At 63.2% G+C, this 19,991-nt stretch carries 11 protein-coding genes and 3 rRNA genes; 1 reads left to right on the top strand and 13 read right to left on the bottom strand.

The window, feature by feature from the left end; translation table 11 throughout:
• Positions 1–7: 7 nt before the first annotated feature.
• The 12 genes from recN to N2K99_RS05995 all read right to left on the bottom strand — a co-directional run bounded on the left by recN (position 8) and on the right by N2K99_RS05995 (position 18,084).
• Positions 8–1,729, bottom strand: coding sequence for a DNA repair protein RecN (gene recN / locus N2K99_RS06050; RefSeq protein ID WP_227933234.1), 1,722 nt, complete (start codon positions 1,727–1,729; stop codon positions 8–10).
• Positions 1,726–2,769 (bottom strand): NAD kinase, encoded by a 1,044-nt coding sequence (locus tag N2K99_RS06045; RefSeq protein ID WP_227933233.1) that lies wholly within the window; start codon positions 2,767–2,769, stop codon positions 1,726–1,728. The genes recN and N2K99_RS06045 overlap by 4 nt, the downstream gene beginning before the upstream one ends.
• A gap of 54 nt (positions 2,770–2,823) precedes the next feature.
• On the bottom strand, positions 2,824–3,696 hold the full coding sequence (locus N2K99_RS06040) for a TlyA family RNA methyltransferase (protein ID WP_227933232.1): 873 nt from the start codon (positions 3,694–3,696) through the stop codon (positions 2,824–2,826).
• A gap of 2 nt (positions 3,697–3,698) precedes the next feature.
• Positions 3,699–3,923, bottom strand: a complete 225-nt coding sequence (locus N2K99_RS06035) for a hypothetical protein (protein ID WP_227922721.1) — start codon at positions 3,921–3,923, stop codon at positions 3,699–3,701.
• Between the two features lie 78 nt (positions 3,924–4,001).
• A complete protein-coding gene (locus N2K99_RS06030) occupies positions 4,002–5,000 on the bottom strand; it encodes an HAD-IIA family hydrolase (RefSeq protein WP_227933231.1) in 999 nt (332 codons plus the stop codon).
• The gene (locus tag N2K99_RS06025) at positions 4,993–7,185 is read right to left on the bottom strand and encodes a hypothetical protein (RefSeq protein ID WP_227933230.1); all 2,193 of its coding nucleotides are present in this window, start codon (positions 7,183–7,185) and stop codon (positions 4,993–4,995) included. Before N2K99_RS06025 ends, N2K99_RS06030 begins: the two co-directional genes overlap by 8 nt.
• 324 nt (positions 7,186–7,509) lie before the next feature.
• A 5S ribosomal RNA gene (rrf, locus tag N2K99_RS06020) occupies positions 7,510–7,626 on the bottom strand.
• 275 nt (positions 7,627–7,901) lie between these two features.
• A 23S ribosomal RNA gene (locus tag N2K99_RS06015) occupies positions 7,902–11,036 on the bottom strand.
• Positions 11,037–11,563: 527 nt separating this feature from the next.
• Positions 11,564–13,091 (bottom strand): 16S ribosomal RNA (locus N2K99_RS06010).
• Together the 16S, 23S and 5S rRNA genes form the textbook arrangement of a ribosomal RNA operon.
• Before the next feature lie 690 nt (positions 13,092–13,781).
• Positions 13,782–15,107, bottom strand: a complete 1,326-nt coding sequence (gene tyrS, locus N2K99_RS06005) for a tyrosine--tRNA ligase (RefSeq protein ID WP_227934603.1) — start codon at positions 15,105–15,107, stop codon at positions 13,782–13,784.
• Positions 15,108–15,120: 13 nt separating this feature from the next.
• Positions 15,121–17,382, bottom strand: a complete 2,262-nt coding sequence (locus N2K99_RS06000) for a UvrD-helicase domain-containing protein (RefSeq protein WP_227934602.1) — start codon at positions 17,380–17,382, stop codon at positions 15,121–15,123.
• Between the two features lie 147 nt (positions 17,383–17,529).
• Positions 17,530–18,084, bottom strand: a complete 555-nt coding sequence (locus tag N2K99_RS05995) for an adenine phosphoribosyltransferase (protein WP_227924576.1) — start codon at positions 18,082–18,084, stop codon at positions 17,530–17,532.
• Positions 18,085–18,278: 194 nt separating this feature from the next.
• On the opposite strand from N2K99_RS05995, the gene N2K99_RS05990 reads away from it, so the two are divergent.
• A complete protein-coding gene (locus N2K99_RS05990; RefSeq protein ID WP_227934601.1) occupies positions 18,279–19,271 on the top strand; it encodes an aldo/keto reductase in 993 nt (330 codons plus the stop codon).
• A 58-nt stretch (positions 19,272–19,329) separates the two neighbouring features.
• Here the strand turns inward: N2K99_RS05990 and N2K99_RS05985 are convergent, their stop codons facing one another.
• Positions 19,330–19,983, bottom strand: a complete 654-nt coding sequence (locus N2K99_RS05985; RefSeq protein ID WP_227934600.1) for a DNA-3-methyladenine glycosylase — start codon at positions 19,981–19,983, stop codon at positions 19,330–19,332.
• Positions 19,984–19,991 lie beyond the last annotated feature (8 nt).

Genomic DNA, 19,991 nt, shown 5'->3' with positions numbered 1-19,991 from the left:
CGGGACTTCACTGAAGATGCCCCGCTGAATCCAGCAGTTCCTCGGCGTGGGCACGGGCCGACGCCGAATCCTCCTGCCCGGCAAGCATCCGGGCGAGTTCCTTGATCCGCTCCTCCTGGCCCAGCACCCGGACGTCGCTGGCGGTGACGCCCGAACCGTCGTCGGCTGCCGTGGAGGTTTTGATCACGCGGATGTGATGATCGGCGAACGCAGCCACCTGCGGAAGGTGGGTCACGACGATCACCTGCACATGCTTCGCCAGCATGGCCAGCCGGCGGCCGATCTCGACCGCCGCCTTGCCGCCGACGCCTGCATCCACTTCGTCGAAGATGAAGGTGGGGACCGGATCCACCGCAGCCAGGACCACTTCGATCGCCAGCATTACGCGCGAGAGTTCACCGCCGGACGCGCCCTTCCCCAGCGGGCGGGCCGGGGCACCGGGATGCGGTGCGAGCAGGAAGGAAATGCTGTCGGCGCCGTGCGGTCCCGGCTCCCCCGTGGGTTCCACCTCGATGACCAGGTTGGCGTCCTTCATCGCCAGGGCCGTGAGTTCGTCACTGACCCGCTGGGCGAGTTCCGCGGCCGCCTCGGTCCGCAGTTTGGTCAGGGCCGCACCGCGGGTTGCCAGGCGTTCGCCAAGGGCGCCGATCTCCGCCTCCAGGGCTTCGATCCGGGAATCGTCGGAGCTGAGTTCGGCGAGGCGTTTGGCGCTTTCGCCGCTCCACTCCAGGACCCCGTCGATCGAGGGGGCGTATTTGCGGACCAGGCCTGCCAGTTCCGCCCGGCGTGACTCCACCTCGGCCAGCCGTTCCGGTCCCTCGGAGTCCAGTGAAGCCCCGTAGCTGGCAAGCTCGGTGGCGATGTCGGCCAGGATATATCCCACCTCGGCCAGGCGCTGCCCGGAAGCGGCAAGGGCCGGATCGTGCTCCCCTGCCGATTCCAGCTGCCGCTTGGCTGCGTCCACCAGCGACGTGGCGTCGCCGCCGTCGGCGAAGTCGTCCGCGATCAGGGCCGCGTGGGCGCTCACCGCGGCGGTGCGCAGTTCCTCGAGGTTGCTCAGGCGCATGGCCTCCGCCTTGAGGGAATCGTCCTCCCCCGGCTGCGGATCCACCGCTTCGATTTCCTCCAGCGCGGCAGTCAGGTATTCGGCTTCACGCAGCCGGTCCCGGGCCTGGTCCCGCAGTTCCGCGAGTTCCTTTGCCGCAGTCCGCCAGCGGGCGTAATCCTCGCGGTAGGTGCCGAGTTCGGCAGCAAGCGGGGAACCGGCGTACTTGTCCAGCGCCTCCCGTTGGGCTGCAGCGCTCTTCAGGCGCAGCTGGTCGGTCTGTCCATGGACCACCACCAGATGCTCTCCGATTTCCGCCAGCACGCCCACCGGAGCCGACCGTCCGCCCACATGTGCACGGCTGCGGCCGTCTGCATTGACGGTACGGACCAGCGTAAGTTCGGCGGCGCCGTCGTACTCTTCGAGTTCGGCTCCTGCCTCGGCCGCACGGATGGCCGCTGCGCTCTGCGGATCCACATGCACGAGCGCCTCGGCGACGGCGGACTTGGCACCAATGCGGACGGCACCGGCGTCGGAACGTGCACCCAGGAGCAGTCCCAGTGCGGTAATGACCATGGTCTTGCCGGCGCCGGTTTCACCGGTCACCACAGTGAACCCCGGGCCTAGTTCCAGGGTGGCGTCGGTGATGACACCGAGGTCCCGGATACGGATTTCCTCAATCATTCGACAATGCCTCCGCTGTCCGAAACTGCTGCGTCCCTGGCTGCCGGCCGGGCATTTGCTGCGCCGCCGTCGGCACGGTTCCCGCGAGGATCCGCCTGGTCTACTGCAGGGCTAAGCTGGGTCCCGACGGCGGGTACCGGAGCCGGTCCGCGCCATCCGTGGGTGGGCAGCTGGAACTTACGGACCAGCCGCTCCGAGAACGGGGTGAGATGCGTGCGTGCCAGGCGGACGGGTGTCTTGGACCGGGTCACCTCCACGCGTGATCCCGGCGGCAGATCGACGCTTCGCCGGCCGTCGCACCAGAGCACACCGGCAGCGTCGGTACGGGTCAGGATCTCCACCGCCAGTACGGACGCCGGCGACACGACCAACGGCTTGGCGAACAGAGCGTGCGCGCTGATGGGTGCCAGCAGCAGGGCTTCCACCTCGGGCCAGACCACGGGGCCGCCGGCGGAGAAGGCGTAGGCGGTGGAGCCGGTGGGCGTGGCCAGTACGACACCGTCGCATCCAAAGGAGCTGATGGGGCGGGCATCTACTTCAATGACCACTTCGAGCATCCGCTGGCGGTCGGCCTTTTCCACGGCTGCCTCGTTCAACGCCCACGTCCGGGCGACGAGTTCTCCGCCGAGCCAGACCTTGACGTCAATGGTCATGCGTTCTTCAACCGTGTAGGCCCGTTCCACCACCCAGTGGACGGTCTGGGCGAGGTCCGCACGCTCACTTTCGGCCAGGAAGCCTACGTGTCCGAGGTTTACGCCCAGCAGGGGCACGCTGGTTCCGCGGACCAGTTCCGCGGCACGCAGGATGGTCCCGTCGCCTCCAAGCACCATGCCCAGGTCTACGTCGTCCAGTGCAACATCCTCGTCGAGGATTTCCGTGGGGGCGGTGAGCACTCCGTATTCGGCCTGGATGTCTTCAAGGTCGCTCCGCCGCATCACCGGAACAAGTCCGGAGGAATGAAGCTGGGTGCAGGCTTCCTGGGCAGCGGTCATGGCGGCCCGCCGCCCGGTGTGGGCCAAAACCAGTATGCGTCTGCTCATGTCCGTCTTCATCCTCTTCGTCCTACGGGTGAATGCCTGCGGCATGCCCATCCGTCAGTCTTCTACGGCGGGCTTCCGCTCCGCAAACCCGGCAAACGCCGTATCTACCAGTTCGGCGGCGGCAGCGGCCGGCGACGGGCCGGCGCCATGCTCGCTTCCCGCGGTTTGGTCAGCTGTGGAGGCGGAGTGCTGCCGGGGCACCTGCAGCCACATAAAGAACTCCACGTTGCCGTTCTGGCCGGGAAGCGGGCTTGGTGCAATGCCTGCGATGTCCAACCCCGCACCGAGCGCAGCCGCCGCTACGGACGTTACGGCCGAGCGGTGCTGGAGCGGATCGGTGACGACCCCCGTCCGGTCCAGCCTCTCACGCCCCACCTCGAACTGGGGTTTCACCATCAGCAGCAGGCTTCCGCCGGGGCGGGTGGCGGCCGCCAACGGTCCAACGACCATCGTCAGGGAGATGAACGACAGATCCGCCACCGTCAGGTCAACGGTCCCCCCGATGTCCGCCGGGTCGAGGTAACGCACATTCATGCCCTCGTAGACACTGACCCGGGGATCCTGCCGCAGCGGTTCCACCAGCTGCCCGTGCCCGACGTCGACGGCGGCCACGTGTGCGGCGCCGGAGCGGAGCAGGACGTCGGTGAAGCCTCCGGTGGAGGCGCCGGCGTCCAGGCAGCGCAGTCCGTTCGGCTGCACGGCAGGGAAGGCAGCAAGTGCGCCGGCCAGCTTGTGCCCGGCGCGGCTGACATAGTCCGGCAGACCGTCGTCGAGCACCACAAGGCGTTCGCCGGCATCCACCGGTGCCGACGGTTTGACGGCGGGTTTCCCGGCGCGCAGCACCCGCCCTGCGGCAATCAGCTTGGCGGCCTGGGTCCGGGAGCGGGCGAGTCCTCGGGTGACGAGTTCCTGGTCGAGCCTGGGCATGCCTAGCCTGCAGTCCCGAGGTGGTCGCCGGGCGCCGGTGGCGCTGCCGGGGGTTCGGTGTTCAGTTCGGTGAGCAGGGCATCGTGCAGCTCCCGGTAGACCGCTGCGTGGCCGGCCACGGGCTGGGCACCCAGCGGATCGAGGGCGTCGAGCAGGGAATCGACGGCGGCGTCGTCCGTGGAGACCGGTGTCTGCGGCCATGGCTTTGACGGCTGGGATTCAGGCATCGGTCTTCCTCCTGCGGTTGCATGCTGGATGCATTGACGGTGAATGCGTAAATGATGAACGGAGCTTCTCTTGGAAGCCTAACCGCGGGCGGTGACAGTCCAGCGGATCTCGGGAGCCTGGGCCGATTCCAACTCCGGGAAGGCGGCCCACCAGGCGGCGCAGCCGGCGCGCCAGCTGTCCAGGTCCGAGGAATCGCCGGCAATGACCAGAGCGGTGTCCTCCACCCAGGCGGCAGCTGCGCCGCAGCGGTACTGCCCGCTCTCGAAAACGGGTACCGGATACGGTTCAAACAGCGCTTCGAGGTTCTCAATGAGGTACACGGGCCGCTCCTGCGTCCGTGCGGCCAGCGCCGTCAGCGGGGTGTCGACGCCGGTGAGTACCAGCGCGGTATCGAAACCGGCATTGGTGCCGCCCAGGATGTCCGTGTCCAGCCGGTCCCCCACCACCAGAGGGCGGTGAACGTCCAGGTGGCGTGCCGCCGTCGTAAACAGCGGAGCTTCAGGCTTGCCGGCAACAAAAGGAACCCGACCCGTGGCGGAGCCGACGGCGGCCACCAGTGTCCCGTTGCCGGGCGCAATGCCGCGGGCCTGTGGGATGGAGAGATCCGTGTTCGTGGCCACCCAGACAGCTCCGCGTCCTACGGCGAAGGCCGCCTCAGCCAGGTCGGCCCATCCCAGGGAGGGATCAAACCCCTGGATAACGGCGTCGGGAGCGTCGTCGGCTGAGGCAACGCGCACCATGCCCACCGCGTCGACGGCGGCGGCCAGGGTCGCGCTGCCGGTGACCAGGACCTTGGCTCCCGGGGCAACCTTGGTTGCCAGGAGCTCCGCACCCGCCTGCGCGGACCCGAACACGTTTTCCGCGGTGGCGGGTGCTCCGAGTTCGCGCAGGTGGTCGGCAACAGTTTCCGAGGAGCGCGATGCGTTGTTGGTGATGTAGGCAAGCTGGACCGATTCATCAGCCAGCCTGCCGAGGGCCTCCACGGCCCCCGGAATCGCGTGCGGTCCGGCGTAGACAACGCCGTCCAGATCGGAAAAGACCGCGTCGTAACCGGAGACCAGTGAAGGATTAGCCATCAGTGCGCTGCTGCTCCGTCTCGTCGGCGTCTTCATGAGGGGTTTCCTCGTCCTCATCGTCGTAATCGAAGTCCGAGACTACGACTTCCACGGCCTCGCCGTCGTCATTGACGTCGCTGTCCTCGGTGAGCAGGTTTTCCTGCTCGTCGCTGGGCAGCGCGTCGATGTCGTCGGACGGGTCGAGGTTGTCCTTCGGGGCTTCCTCGGCCGGTGCGAAGTAGGCGCCGGAGCGGTCCTCGCGGGCCTCGGGACGGCGCTTGGGGCGTTCTTCTTCCTCAGGGACCAGGTCGAAGATTTCCGGCTCTGCAAAGTCGCCGAAGCCCAGGGCTTCGTCAGCCCGCAGGGCCTGCTTCTGCCACTTCTGTGCTTCTTCGTTGCGGCCGGCAACCTCCAGGGCGTCCGCGTACGCACGGAACAGCCGGGGGCTGTAGGAGAAGGCCCGGTTACGGTCCAGCTGCGGGATCTCCAGTGCGGCAACAGCAGCGTCGAACTGGCCCATGTCCATGCGGGCGCCGGAGACGACGATGGCGAGGTCTACCTGACCGGCGGTGTCCAGGTCCTTGGCGTCGTCGGACCGGGCCATGTCCAGTGCCTTTTCCGGGTGGCCCAGACCGCGTTCGCAGTCGGCCATCATCGGCAGGTAGGCATTGGAGCCGCTGATCCGGCGGTAGGTGCGGAACTCGCGCAGGGCTTCACCGAAGTGCTCGGCTGCATAGGCGGTCAGGCCGACAGCTTCGCGGACCACTGCCATGCGTCCGCCTCGTCGGCTGGCGGCCAGTGCGTGCTGGAAAGCCAGCTCAGGCTCGTCGTCAATCAAGCGACCGGCCATCACCAGGTGCTTGGCGACCCACTCGCTGTTTACTTCCTCCAAGTTGCGCAGCTGGGCACGGGTGACCTTGTCCAGCTCCTGCCCTGTAACGTCCTCATCGATTTCCGGTGAGCGTTCGCGGTCGGGCCGGTTGGCGCTGCGCAGGTCCTTGGCATTACGGGGACGAGGTGCTGCCGGGGCGTCATCACGGCGGAACGACGGACGGTCGGAACCGTGTGAGGGGCGGTCGCCGAAGGGCTTCCGCTCACCGTCACGCGGCGGACGGCTGTCACGCTGGGGACGATCATCGCGGGAGAACGGCTTACGATCGCCGCGGTCACCGAAGGACTTCCGCTCACCATCACGGGGCGGACGGGAATCGCGGGAGAACGGCTTCCGCTCACCGTCGCGTGCGGGACGGCGGTCATCGCCGCCGAACGACGGCTTGCGGTCTCCGCGGTCACCGAAAGGCTTACGCTCAGCGGACGGACCGCGATCACCAAAGGAACGACGCTCACCATCGCGCGGCGGACGGGAATCACGCTGCGGACGATCGCCGCGGTCACCGAAAGGCTTACGCTCACCATCGCGCGGCGGACGGCTGTCACGCTGGGGACGATCATCGCGCGAGAACGGCTTACGATCGCCGCGGTCACCGAAGGACTTCCGCTCACCATCACGCGGCGGCCGGGAATCACGGGAGAACGGCTTCCGCTCACCATCGCGTGCGGGACGACGGTCATCGCCGCCGAACGACGGCTTGCGGTCTCCGCGGTCACCGAACGGCTTACGCTCACCATCGCGCGGCGGACGGGAATCACGCTGCGGACGATCATCGCGCGAGAACGGCTTACGATCCCCACGATCACCAAACGACTTCCGTTCACCATCACGCGGCGGACGACGGTCATCGCTCCCCCGGCTGGCACGGTCATTCCGGTCAGAACGATCGCTGAAGGGGGTCCGGCCTTCGGTGTCACGGGCAGGACGACGATCGTCGCCGCCGAACGACGGCTTGCGATCGCTGCGGTCGCCGAAGGGCTTACGCTCGCCGCTTCGCTCAGAGAAGGGCTTACGTTCACCGTCGCGTGCGGGACGGCGGTCATCGCCGCTTCGTGCGGGACGATCGCCGAAGGACGGCTTGCGATCCTTCGAATACGGCTTACCGGCTGCTCCGCGGTCTCCGAAAGACTTACGTTCGCCGTCACGAGCGGGACGGCCGCCGAACGACGGCTTGCGATCTTCAAAGCGCTTGGGCGCGTTACGGTCATTCGTGGCGGGACGGCCGCGGTCATCGCGTCGGTCTGACGAGTTGCTGTTCCGGGCTGCGTTGTTTGCGTCGCTGCCCCGCTGATCCCTGTTATCTTGCTCTGACATGCTGCTGAGTTCCTCTCGTCGTGAGCCGACCAACGGAATTACTGCAGTCGCTCGTCACTATGTACCTGTAATGAAGATGTAAAAGTTATGGGAGGCGATCATGCCTCTGGGTAATTCTAGTGCAGTGTGCTGCCTGGCGCCGATTCCGCCGGCCTCATTGACGCCCTGTTGGTGAGTGAGTCTCGACACCAACGCAGCCGGGCATCCAAGGTCCAGGTACGGGGCACGACGCCGACCCCGCCGTTTCGGCATCCCTGGCAGGTCCTGCGGGTTAAACAGGAAGAGCCCGTACCAACACTGGTACGGGCTCAACCTTCAATTATTGTCCGGCGGTGACCTACTCTCCCACATCCTCCCGGATGCAGTACCATCGGCGCTGTGGGTCTTAGCTTCCGGGTTCGGAATGGGACCGGGCGTTTCCCCCACGCTATGACCGCCGTAACCCTTCTACCCGCACCACACACCCGCTAAAAACAGGGTATGCGTGGGGAAAACAATGGTTACAACACGTCCCGGAACCACCTCGCAATGAGGGGTGCCGGCAGTGCGGTAAATTGTGAACCCGCCCCCTGGACAAGGGGCAAGGATTCAGTGTTCCAGGGCAGCAACCAACGGTTGTTGTCCGGGAACCACATAGTGGACGCAAGCAGCATGATCTAACAACACCCTTTATACTTTGACGGACCGTTTGAAGTCGTGTCCGTCCAGGTGCTGGTGTGGTGTAAGTTATCGGCCTATTAGTACCGGTCAGCTTCACGGGTCTTTAGTCCCCGCTTCCACATCCGGCCTATCAACCCAGTGGTCTGGCTGGGGGCCTCTCACACACAAGGTGTATGGAAATCTCATCTCGAAGCGGGCTTCCCGCTTAGATGCTTTCAGCGGTTATCCCATCCGAACGTAGCTAATCAGCGGTGCACTTGGCAGTACAACTGACACACCAGAGGTTCGTCCGTCCCGGTCCTCTCGTACTAAGGACAGCCCTTCTCAAATTTCCTGCGCGCGCAGCGGATAGGGACCGAACTGTCTCACGACGTTCTAAACCCAGCTCGCGTACCGCTTTAATGGGCGAACAGCCCAACCCTTGGGACCTACTCCAGCCCCAGGATGCGACGAGCCGACATCGAGGTGCCAAACCATGCCGTCGATATGGACTCTTGGGCAAGATCAGCCTGTTATCCCCGAGGTACCTTTTATCCGTTGAGCGACGGCCATTCCACAATGTACCGCCGGATCACTAGTCCCGACTTTCGTCCCTGCTCGAGATGTCTCTCTCACAGTCAAGCTCCCTTGTGCACTTACACTCGACACCTGATTGCCAACCAGGCTGAGGGAACCTTTGGGCGCCTCCGTTACTCTTTAGGAGGCAACCGCCCCAGTTAAACTACCCATCAGGCACTGTCCCTGACCCGGATTACGGGCCGAAGTTAGATATCCAGTATGACCAGAGTGGTATTTCAACGATGACTCCACCCGAACTGGCGTCCGGGTCTCACAGTCTCCCACCTATCCTACACAAGCCACACCGAACACCAATACCAAACTATAGTAAAGGTCTCGGGGTCTTTCCGTCCTGCTGCGCGTAACGAGCATCTTTACTCGTACTGCAATTTCGCCGAGTTTATGGTTGAGACAGCGGGGAAGTCGTTACTCCATTCGTGCAGGTCGGAACTTACCCGACAAGGAATTTCGCTACCTTAGGATGGTTATAGTTACCACCGCCGTTTACTGGGGCTTAAATTCCCAGCTTCGCCCGTAAGGGCTAACCGGTCCTCTTAACCTTCCAGCACCGGGCAGGAGTCAGTCCGTATACATCGTCTTGCGACTTCGCACGGACCTGTGTTTTTAGTAAACAGTCGCTTCCCCCTGGTCTCTGCGGCCCCGATCCCCTCCGGACAGCAAGTGTCCATCAAGGTTGGGGCCCCCCTTCTCCCGAAGTTACGGGGGCATTTTGCCGAGTTCCTTAACCATAATTCTCTCGATCGCCTTAGTATTCTCTACCTGATCACCTGTGTCGGTTTGGGGTACGGGCGGCTGGAACCTCGCGCCGATGCTTTTCTAGGCAGCATAGGATCACCGGATCCCCCCGTGAGGGGGTCCCGTCGGATCTCAGGTTCGTCATCAAAGACACCGTGACGGATTTACCTATCACGGACCCTACGTCCTTAGACCAGGTCTACCATCGCCTGGCCCGGCTACCTTCCTGCGTCACACCTGTTAATACGCTTACCTCCCAGGATCAGGTCCCGTGCTCGGCCAAAACCCTCACACCACAAGGGTGATCGGGCAGGCTCCGGACGGTTAGTGTCCCCTGCTTGGTATGGGCGGTTCTTCGCCGGTACGGGAATATCAACCCGTTGTCCATCGACTACGCCTGTCGGCCTCGCCTTAGGTCCCGACTTACCCAGGGCAGATTAGCTTGACCCTGGAACCCTTGATCATTCGGCGGACGGGTTTCTCACCCGTCTTTCGCTACTCATGCCTGCATTCTCACTCGTGTAGGCTCCACCACTGGTTTACACCGCAGCTTCACTGCCCACACGACGCTCCCCTACCACTCCAGACGACTGAACCACGAAGGCTTATCTATATCTGAAATCCACAACTTCGGCGGTGTACTTGAGCCCCGCTACATTGTCGGCGCGGAATCACTTGACCAGTGAGCTATTACGCACTCTTTCAAGGGTGGCTGCTTCTAAGCCAACCTCCTGGTTGTCTGGGCAACTCCACATCCTTTCCCACTTAGCACACGCTTAGGGGCCTTAGTTGGTGGTCTGGGCTGTTTCCCTCTCGACTATGAAGCTTATCCCCCACAGTCTCACTGCTGCGCTCTCACTTACCGGCATTCGGAGTTTGGCTGACGTCAGTAACCTTGTAGGGCCCATTAGCCATCCAGTAGCTCTACCTCCGGTAAGAAACACGCAACGCTGCACCTAAATGCATTTCGGGGAGAACCAGCTATCACGGAGTTTGATTGGCCTTTCACCCCTACCCACAGCTCATCCCCTCCATTTTCAACTGAAGTGGGTTCGGTCCTCCACGACGTCTTACCGTCGCTTCAACCTGGCCATGGGTAGATCACTCCGCTTCGGGTCTAGATCACGCCACTGCATCGCCCTATTCAGACTCGCTTTCGCTACGGCTTCCCCTCACGGGTTAACCTCGCGACGTAACACTAACTCGCAGGCTCATTCTTCAAAAGGCACGCTGTCACAGCAATCAGAGCTGCTCCAACGGTTTGTAGGCACACGGTTTCAGGTACTATTTCACTCCCCTCCCGGGGTACTTTTCACCTTTCCCTCACGGTACTTGTCCGCTATCGGTCATCAGGGAGTATTTAGGCTTACCAGGTGGTCCTGGCAGATTCGCACGGGATTTCTCGGGCCCCGTGCTACTTGGGATCCTCTCCAAGCGGCAGCATGCATTCCGGTTACGGGGCTAACACCCTCTACGGCCCGGCTTTCAAACCGGTTCACCTATACATCTGCACTCACTTCACCGATCCGGCAGAATCGGTACGGAAAGTCCCGCAACCCCAGTGATGCAACGCCCGCCGGCTATCACACACCACTGGTTTAGCCTCTTCCGCGTTCGCTCGCCACTACTAACGGAATCACTGTTGTTTTCTCTTCCTGTGGGTACTGAGATGTTTCACTTCCCCACGTTCCCTCCACGCACCCTATGTGTTCAGATGCGGGTCACCCGGTCACTCGCGCGCCGGGCGGGGTTTCCCCATTCGGACATCCTGGGATCAAAGTTCGGTTATCAACTCCCCCAGGCTTATCGCAGATTCCTACGTCCTTCTTCGGCTCCTGATGCCAAGGCATCCACCGTGTGCCCTTAAAAACTTGACCACAAAAGATCAATTTATTATCGCTATCGAGAAAACCACGGTCTCACCAGGCACCCTGTAAGGGGCACCCGGATCTACCAGGTTTTTCTGAAATTGCACTTAATATTTTAAGATGCTCGCGTCCACTATGTAGTTCTCAAACAACAACCCCGTCACACCCGTCCCCGCACCCGGCAACCCCGCAAGGGACTGCCAATGACACGGTTCCGGCCTGCGCAGGAACAAACAGAAACAAACCGGCAAACCCGCGGTACCTCCCCTTGGAAAGGAGAAGACCCGGGTGCCTGTTGCTTCAGGACCCAACAGTGTGCCAAACGACTAACCGGTCTTACCAGGGCCGCAGAGGAGGTTCCAGGAACCCTCCAAGGAGGGAACGTACTGATCCGTTGCGGCCGGCATGCCGGCGCCTATCCATTGATATTCCACCCTTGAGCACCCACCGGAGAACATATGTCTCCGATATGGGCATCTCCTGCAAAGCACACATCCAACACTGTGGAAGGACATGGTCTTCGAGGTGCTCCTTAGAAAGGAGGTGATCCAGCCGCACCTTCCGGTACGGCTACCTTGTTACGACTTAGTCCCAATCGCCGGTCCCACCTTCGACGGCTCCCTCCCACAAGGGGTTAGGCCACCGGCTTCGGGTGTTACCAACTTTCGTGACTTGACGGGCGGTGTGTACAAGGCCCGGGAACGTATTCACCGCAGCGTTGCTGATCTGCGATTACTAGCGACTCCAACTTCATGAGGTCGAGTTGCAGACCTCAATCCGAACTGAGACCGGCTTTTTGGGATTAGCTCCACCTCACAGTATCGCAACCCTTTGTACCGGCCATTGTAGCATGCGTGAAGCCCAAGACATAAGGGGCATGATGATTTGACGTCGTCCCCACCTTCCTCCGAGTTGACCCCGGCAGTCTCCTATGAGTCCCCGCCATAACGCGCTGGCAACATAGAACGAGGGTTGCGCTCGTTGCGGGACTTAACCCAACATCTCACGACACGAGCTGACGACAACCATGCACCACCTGTAAACCGGCCACAAGTGGGGGACCTGTTTCCAGGCCTTTCCGGTTCATGTCAAGCCTTGGTAAGGTTCTTCGCGTTGCATCGAATTAATCCGCATGCTCCGCCGCTTGTGCGGGCCCCCGTCAATTCCTTTGAGTTTTAGCCTTGCGGCCGTACTCCCCAGGCGGGGCACTTAATGCGTTAGCTACGGCGCGGAAAACGTGGAATGTCCCCCACACCTAGTGCCCAACGTTTACGGCATGGACTACCAGGGTATCTAATCCTGTTCGCTCCCCATGCTTTCGCTCCTCAGCGTCAGTTAATGCCCAGAGACCTGCCTTCGCCATCGGTGTTCCTCCTGATATCTGCGCATTTCACCGCTACACCAGGAATTCCAGTCTCCCCTACATCACTCTAGTCTGCCCGTACCCACTGCAGACCCGGGGTTGAGCCCCGGGCTTTCACAGCAGACGCGACAAACCGCCTACGAGCTCTTTACGCCCAATAATTCCGGATAACGCTTGCGCCCTACGTATTACCGCGGCTGCTGGCACGTAGTTAGCCGGCGCTTCTTCTGCAGGTACCGTCACTTTCGCTTCTTCCCTGCTGAAAGAGGTTTACAACCCGAAGGCATTCGTCCCTCACGCGGCGTCGCTGCATCAGGCTTCCGCCCATTGTGCAATATTCCCCACTGCTGCCTCCCGTAGGAGTCTGGGCCGTGTCTCAGTCCCAGTGTGGCCGGTCACCCTCTCAGGCCGGCTACCCGTCGTCGCCTTGGTGGGCCATTACCCCAACCAACAAGCTGATAGGCCGCGAGTCCATCCAAAACCGCATAAAGCTTTCCACGGACCGCCATGCGGTGGTCCGTTGTATCCGGTATTAGACCCGGTTTCCCAGGCTTATCCCGAAGTCAGGGGCAGGTTACTCACGTGTTACTCACCCGTTCGCCACTAATCATTCTGTGCAAGCACAGAAGTCATCGTTCGACTTGCATGTGTTAAGCACGCCGCCAGCGTTCATCCTGAGCCAGGATCAAACTCTCCGTAAATGTGTTACAGACACAGTGCCGAAGCCAAGGAAAATTGGCTGCAGACACTGCACTAAATTCGAAACCGGCTAAAAAAACCGTCCCATACCCACGGGGTGGGCGGAAACGGCCTGTTCAACCAATCAAAATAAATTGGTATCAATAAACTTGGCACACTATTGAGTTCTCAAACAACAGACGCAATCCGAAAATACTCGGGAAAACAATGTTTTCCTTTTCTTCTTCGCTGCAATGTTTTATATCTTATTCCATTCCGGCGTTATTTGCAATTCGCGGTTTCCCTTGTCGGGAGCCCGTGAGAAGCGTTTTACGCCGTTCCGGACCCAGCATCCAACGGAGTCTTTTCCACCGGCCCTGCAAAGGGCGCGCACTGGTTGGACTCTGTTTTTTGTTGGGGTTTGGCCGCCATGCTCGGGCGCTTTTCCAGCGTCCCGGCCGCGGCGACTCATGTAACTTTACACATCGCTTCCGGTCCTTGCAAACCGGATCGAAGTGATCCGCCGCACAAGCCTCCGCACCCCTTATTCAGGGCCGGCAGCCTCGCCTTTGACCGGCGAGGACTGCCCCAAGTCCTGCAGGGGTTTCGCCGAAGCGGCCCCTTGCTTCCCTGGAAGTCCCCACTGAGTGTCCCCTGTGGAAGTCCCCCACTGGAAGTCCCCCACTGGAAGCCCCTCGAAGGAAGCATTAAAACTATACGGCGGAGACCTCAACGCTCGCAAGGGTCCGCTTTCCGCGCCGGAGTACCAGGTACCGGCCGTGGAGCAGGTCCTTCGAGTCCACTACGGCGTCGGCGTCAGCGACCTTGACGTTGTTCACGTAGGCACCACCCTCGGACACCGTGCGGCGTGCTTCGGACTTGGTCTTGGAAAGCTCCGACGCAACAAGCAGGTCAATGATGCCCAGTGAATCCGGGGACACCACGGCAGTCGGCAGCTGTTCCGTCGCGGCCTTCAAGGTGGCTTCGTCGAGTTCGGTCAGGTCACCCTGCCCGAACAGTGCGGCCGAAGCAGCGATGGCCTTGTCGGTTGCCTCGGTGCCGTGAATCAGTGACGTCACGTCGTAGGCCAGGGCCCGCTGTGCCTCCCGCTTGTGCGGCGCTTCCTTCACGGCACGCGCCAGCTCTTCGATCCGTGCCCTGCTCATGAAGGTAAAGACCTTGAGCCGGTCAACCACGTCGGTATCCGAGGTGTTGAGCCAGAACTGGTACATGGCGTACGGGCTGGTCATGTTCCCGTCCAGCCAGACCGCATTGCCTTCGCTCTTGCCGAACTTGGTGCCGTCACTGTTGGTGATCAGGGGGGTGCCCAGTGCGTGGACCGTCTTGCCCTCTACCTTGCGTACCAGTTCGGTGCCGCTGGTGAGGTTGCCCCACTGGTCGGACCCGCCGGTCTCGAGCACGCAGTTGTACTGGCGGAAGAGCTCGAGGTAGTCCATGCCCTGCAGGACCTGGTAGCTGAACTCCGCGTAGCTGATGCCTTCATCGGAGTTCAGGCGAGAGGAGACGATTTCCTTCTTGATCATCGTGCCCACCCGGAAGTGCTTGCCGACGTCGCGCAGGAAATCGATGGCGCTCATCGGAGCGGTCCAGTCCAGGTTGTTCACCATGCGGGCGGCGTTGTCACCCTCGAAGCTAAGGAAGCGCTGCACCTGTCCCTGCAGGTACCCGACCCACTCGCCAACGGTTTCCTTGGTATTCATGGTGCGTTCCGCCGTCGGGCGCGGATCTCCGACCAGCCCGGTGGAACCGCCGACCAGGGCCAGCGGCCGGTGGCCGGCAAGCTGCAGGCGCCGCATGGTGATCAACTGCACCAGGTTGCCAAGGTGCAGGCTCGGTGCCGTCGGGTCGAAGCCGCAGTAATACGTGATCGGTCCCCCGGCAAGGAGTTTTTCCAGTTCCGCCTCATCGGTGGAGACGTGCACAAGGCCTCGCCACTGGAGTTCCTGCCAGATGTTGGCGAAGGAGGAATCATTCTGCTGGGCGTCGAGGCCCTCGGGGTTCACGATATTGTCTGACACGCCTTCTAAATTATCAGTCTTCGGGAATGCCTGCCGGGATCCCGTTTGCAGCGATGAGTCGCAGCCGCTGCGTGGGGCGGGTCATGGCTACATACAGGTCGCCGACCTTGCCGGCTGCTGCGGTGAGCAGTTCGGACGGTTCGAGGATGACGACGCCGTCGAATTCCAGGCCCTTCGCCTCCCGCGGCGAGGTCACCACGATGTCCTGCTCCAGGCCGCCGGCGCCGGATCCCACGCGGGCTCCGTACACCCCGGAAAGCGCGCGGCGGACCGCGGCGAGCCGGTGGTCCTCGGCGATAACGGCGAGCAGGCCGCCGTCGAGCGCGTCCAGGTCCTCGGGCAGGGTCTCCAGCAGGCGCTGGATCAGGCCGTCTTCGGGCACCTCGTCAATGAACGGAGCCCAGCGCCCTTCGCGCACGGCCTTCGGGGCGGAGACCACGAGGCCGGCAGCGTTGGCCATGCGCACCGCGGCCTCCGCGATCTGCGCCGGGGTGCGGTAATTCACGGTGAGCTCTTCGAGCGTCCACCGCTCCCCCACGAACGGATCCAGTGCCGCCTGCCAGGACGTTGCCCCGGCAGCCGAGCTGGTCTGGGCAATGTCGCCCACCACGGTGAAGGACTTCAGCGGGCAGCGGCGCATCAGCAGCCGCCACTGCATGGCGGACAGCTCCTGCGCTTCATCAACCACGATGTGCCCGAAGGCCCAGGTGCGGTCGACGGCGGCACGGTCGGCAGCGGTCAGGCGCTGCTCCCCCACCGCGTTGTGGTCTGCCAGGTCTTCCGCGGAGAGGATGCCGTGGGCGCCGGAGTCCTCGAGGAAGCCCTCCGTATTGGCAATGGCGCTTTCGGCATTGGCGAGGTCGCGCTTGCGCTGTTCCTCACGGAGTGCGTTCTCGCGGCCGGCGGAGGCGTCAAGCTCGCCGAGGAGCTCGGCGGCTTCGTCCAGCAGCGGCACGTCGGATTCGGTCCACGGTGCCTCGGGGCTGCGGCGCAGCAGGTCCAGTTCCGCGTCGGAGAGGTCCGGGGCAGCCGCTTCCAGGTGTCCGGGCTTGCTGAACAGCTCGGTGATGAGTTTTTCCGGGGTCAGCGGCATCCAGCACAGGTTCAGTGCCACGCGCACGTCGCGGGCACTGCGGACGTCCTCCGCGAGGTAGGCCCTGTCGGTGCTGTTCCCGGCTCCGGCCGATTCCTCAAGCTGTTCGGTCAACTGCTCGGTAAGTTCGCGCAGCAGGATCTTCACGAAGGTGACGCGGGCTTCGTTGTGCGGCTTGCCGGTGGCGCGGGCCTTGTCACGGGCGCGCTGCACCTGCTTGGGGGTCAGGGTCAGGATGGTGCCTTCGACGTTCAGCTTCCGCGGACCGGCGGGCAGCCGCTGCCGGTTGGCGACCGCACGCGCGACGACGTCGGCCATGTACAGCCGTCCCTTTACCTCGGCCGTGGTGGGGTCCTCTTCATGCGCTGCGGTGATGCCGGGCATCAACTGGCCCAGGCTGGACATCACGACGCCGGTCTCGCCCAGGGAAGGCAGCACCCGTTCGATGTACCGGATGAAGGCATTGGACGGCCCCACCAGCAGCACGCCGGCGGACTTCAGCCGTTCCCGGTGGGTGTAGAGCAGGTACGCTGCGCGGTGCAGCGCCACGGCGGTCTTGCCGGTACCGGGACCGCCCTGGACCACCAGGGTGCCGGAAAGCGGAGCCCGGATGATGCGGTCCTGTTCGGCCTGGATGGTGCCGACGATGTCGGACATCTGCCCGGTCCGCTTGGAGTTCAGCGCCGCGAGCAGCGCACCTTCACCCTGGAGGGCTTCGCCTTCTTCCAGCATGGAGTAGTCCAGCACGTCATCCTCGATGGCCTGCACGTCGCGGCCCTTCAGGATCAGGTGCCGGCGGCGTCGTACGCCCTGGCGCTCGAAAGCGGTGGCCTGGTAGAACGTACCGGCTTCGGGGGCGCGCCAATCGACCATCAGTCGCTGCAGCTCCGCCGTCGAAAGGCCGATGCGGCCGATGTAGCGTTCTTCGCCGTCGTCGAGGTCCAGACGGCCGAAAACGAGCCGGTCGTCGACGGCGTTCAGCTGCGCGAGGCGGTCCTCGTACATGGTGGCAAAGGCGTCCCGCTCGGAACGGTTCTGGTGCGAACCCGAGGCGTGGCTGCGCCGGATTGCGGCCAGCTGTTCCCGCTTTTCCTCACGCAGCTCATCGAGGCGTGAGTACAGTCCGGCGACGTACTGACGCTCGTGTTCCAGCTCGTTAGAAGCTGAAGGTGTTTCAGGCATGTTCGCGTTCCCTCTCGCAAAGGCAGAGCGTCAATCTTACAGTGCATTTGGACTTTTGCAGGTCCCTAATGTATGCGGTTTCTCTCTCAGCTGCTGCCTGCGAGGAACGCGTGTCGTACGGGCCTTCCCCTCATTGAGGGGACGGGCCTAGTAGCGGATCAGGGCGGTAACCGGGGTGTCGCCGAGGCGGTCCCGGCCGCCGAGGTCGCCCAGTTCCAGCACGACGCCGAATCCGGCCACTTCCGCGCCTGCCTTGCGGATCAGGCGTGCTGCGGCACCGAGGGTTCCACCGGTGGCCAGCACGTCGTCGAGGATCAGGACGCGCGAGCCGACGGGCATGTCGTCGCGGTGCAGTTCCAGGGTGCTCTCGCCGTACTCCATCGAGTAGCTTTCGGAGAACACTTCGCGGGGCAGCTTACCGGGCTTGCGCACGGTGATGACGCCCTTGCCGGAGGCATAGGCAGCGGCGGCGGCAAGCAGGAAGCCACGTGCTTCCACCCCTGCCACGAAATCGAACTGTCCCTCGAAGGGGGCAATGAGGGCATCTACTACGCGCCGGAGGGCGGGCCCGTCAGCAAAGACCGGGGTCAGGTCCCGGAAAACGATCCCGGGCTTGGGGTAATCAGGGATTACAGCGCCCAGGCGTTCGATGGTTTGTTCAATGGACTCGTGGTTATCCGGTTCTGCCGGGGCATCTTTCACCCGTCTACCTTACCCGTTCCACCCCGTTTCGCCGGAGCCGCACGGGCTCCTGTGGCACTTCTCTCGCGGGCTATCCGGCGCTGTCGGTCCGGGCCGGTAGAGGAATAAACGGCAACCGGAGGCGGTTCCATGTCCCGGGCCCCTCGGACGGGACCGGAATCTACCCGCACCAACAGTCAAGGACTGCAACACATATGGCTAACCTGCACGACGTGCTTAAGAACAAGATCGGATTCGGCACAGCGCCGCTGGGAAACATGTTCCGCGACATTCCCCAGGAAGAGGCGCTGGCGACGGTTGAAGCGGCCTGGAACGCAGGCATCCGCTACTTCGACACAGCTCCCTTCTACGGAGCCGGCCTGGCGGAATCCCGTCTGGGCGAGGTCCTCTCGCAGCACAACCGCGATGAGTATGCGCTTAGCACCAAAGTGGGACGGCTGATCCTGGACGAGGAAGAAGAAAAGGGCTCCGGCCTCTTCACCCACGGGCGTTCGAACAAGATCGCCACGGATTACAGCACGGACGCCACTCTGCGGTCCATCGAGGAGAGCCTGAACCGGCTCAAGACGGACCGCCTGGACTTTGTGTTCATCCACGACACGTCCCGGGACTTCCTGGGTGATGAGTGGATCTCCAAGTTCGAGGAGGCGCGGACCGGCGCGTTCCGGGTACTCGCCCGCCTGCAGGACGAGGGCGTCATCAACGGCTGGGGGCTGGGCGTCAACACCACCGAGCCCATCGAGCTGGCCATGGACATGGACGAGGCCGCGCCGACCATGAACCTCTCCGCCACCCAGTACACCCTGCTGCAGCATGAGCGTGCGCTGCAGCGCATGATGCCCATGGCGCAGGAAAAGGGAGTGGGCATTGTCGTCGGCGGCCCCTTCAACTCCGGTGCCCTGCTGGGCGGCGACTACTTCGATTACGCCGAGATCCCTCCGCAGGTTAAGGCACGGATTGCTGAGCTGACCTCGGTTGCCTCTCGGCACGATGTAAGCCTGAAAGCCGCTGCCCTGCAGTTCTCCACTGCTCACCCCGCTGTAGCTGCGGTCATCCCGGGCTCCAGCCGGCCCGAACGTGTCGCGGAGGATATCGCGGCGATGAAGGCCGAGATCCCGGGTGCCTTCTGGGACGAGCTGCTGGAAAAGAAGCTCATTTCCGCGCAGGCTCCGCTGCCGCGCTCCTAGCAGCAGCCTCGCAGAACGGCGTTCCGGGTAACAGTTACCCGGAACGCCGTTCTGCGTTTCACGTCCGCAGGGCCGTAGCTGGCGCGGAGGCCGGCTGCCTGCGCGGCTGGGCGGGACGGTACTTGGACACGGTCGGGTCCCCGGTGAGCCAGTACCGCCACGGATATTCGTCCGAGCCGCCGGGGCCGCTGACTCCCACCCTCGGTCCGGTTGACAGGACTTCACGGCCCGCCGGTTCGGCGGGCAGTGCCAGGTGCAGGGGGTGGGCGAACACATCCGCCCCGTCCAGCGGCCGGGAAATGCCCAGCGCCTGGGCCAGGCGTGCCGGACCGCGTGCCAGGTCCAGCGGGTTGCGCGGGTTTCCGCGCCGCACGGCGGCAATGTCCGCGCCCTCGATGATCTCGCCGGCGCGCAGCAGCAGCCCGGTGGCATCGCCTTCCGTTCCGCAGACTATGTTGGCGCAGTAGTGCATGCCGTAGGTGAAGTACACATAGAGGTGTCCCGCCGGCCCGAACATGGTGGCGTTTCGTGCCGTCTGGCCGCGGAACGCGTGGGAGCCGGGATCGGCGTCGCCCATGTAGGCCTCCACCTCGGTGATCCGCACACTGACGCGTTCGCCGTCGACGTCGTGGGTCAGGACCGCACCCAACAGCTGGGGTGCGGCGGAGGTGGCCGGGACGGCAAGACGTTCTCGTTCACTCGCAAAAGCCATACTCCCGA

Source organism: Arthrobacter sp. zg-Y1110 (assembly GCF_025244865.1).
Lineage (GTDB): Bacteria > Actinomycetota > Actinomycetes > Actinomycetales > Micrococcaceae > Arthrobacter_B.
The sequence above is the reverse complement of the archived record's forward strand: the minus strand, read 5'-3'. Positions and strand labels throughout refer to the sequence as shown.

Bases quoted from the DNA above. Each gene is read 5' to 3' on its own strand.
- N2K99_RS06035 (WP_227922721.1), bottom strand. From the start codon at position 3,923: ATGCCTGAATCCCAGCCGTCAAAGCCATGGCCGCAGACACCGGTCTCC.
- N2K99_RS06025 (WP_227933230.1), bottom strand. From the start codon at position 7,185: ATGTCAGAGCAAGATAACAGGGATCAGCGGGGCAGCGACGCAAACAAC.
- N2K99_RS05985 (WP_227934600.1), bottom strand. From the start codon at position 19,983: ATGGCTTTTGCGAGTGAACGAGAACGTCTTGCCGTCCCGGCCACCTCC.
- N2K99_RS06040 (WP_227933232.1), bottom strand. From the start codon at position 3,696: ATGCCCAGGCTCGACCAGGAACTCGTCACCCGAGGACTCGCCCGCTCC.
- N2K99_RS06030 (WP_227933231.1), bottom strand. From the start codon at position 5,000: ATGGCTAATCCTTCACTGGTCTCCGGTTACGACGCGGTCTTTTCCGAT.
- N2K99_RS05990 (WP_227934601.1), top strand. From the start codon at position 18,279: ATGGCTAACCTGCACGACGTGCTTAAGAACAAGATCGGATTCGGCACA.
- N2K99_RS06000 (WP_227934602.1), bottom strand. From the start codon at position 17,382: ATGCCTGAAACACCTTCAGCTTCTAACGAGCTGGAACACGAGCGTCAG.
- recN (WP_227933234.1), bottom strand. From the start codon at position 1,729: ATGATTGAGGAAATCCGTATCCGGGACCTCGGTGTCATCACCGACGCC.
- N2K99_RS06045 (WP_227933233.1), bottom strand. From the start codon at position 2,769: ATGAGCAGACGCATACTGGTTTTGGCCCACACCGGGCGGCGGGCCGCC.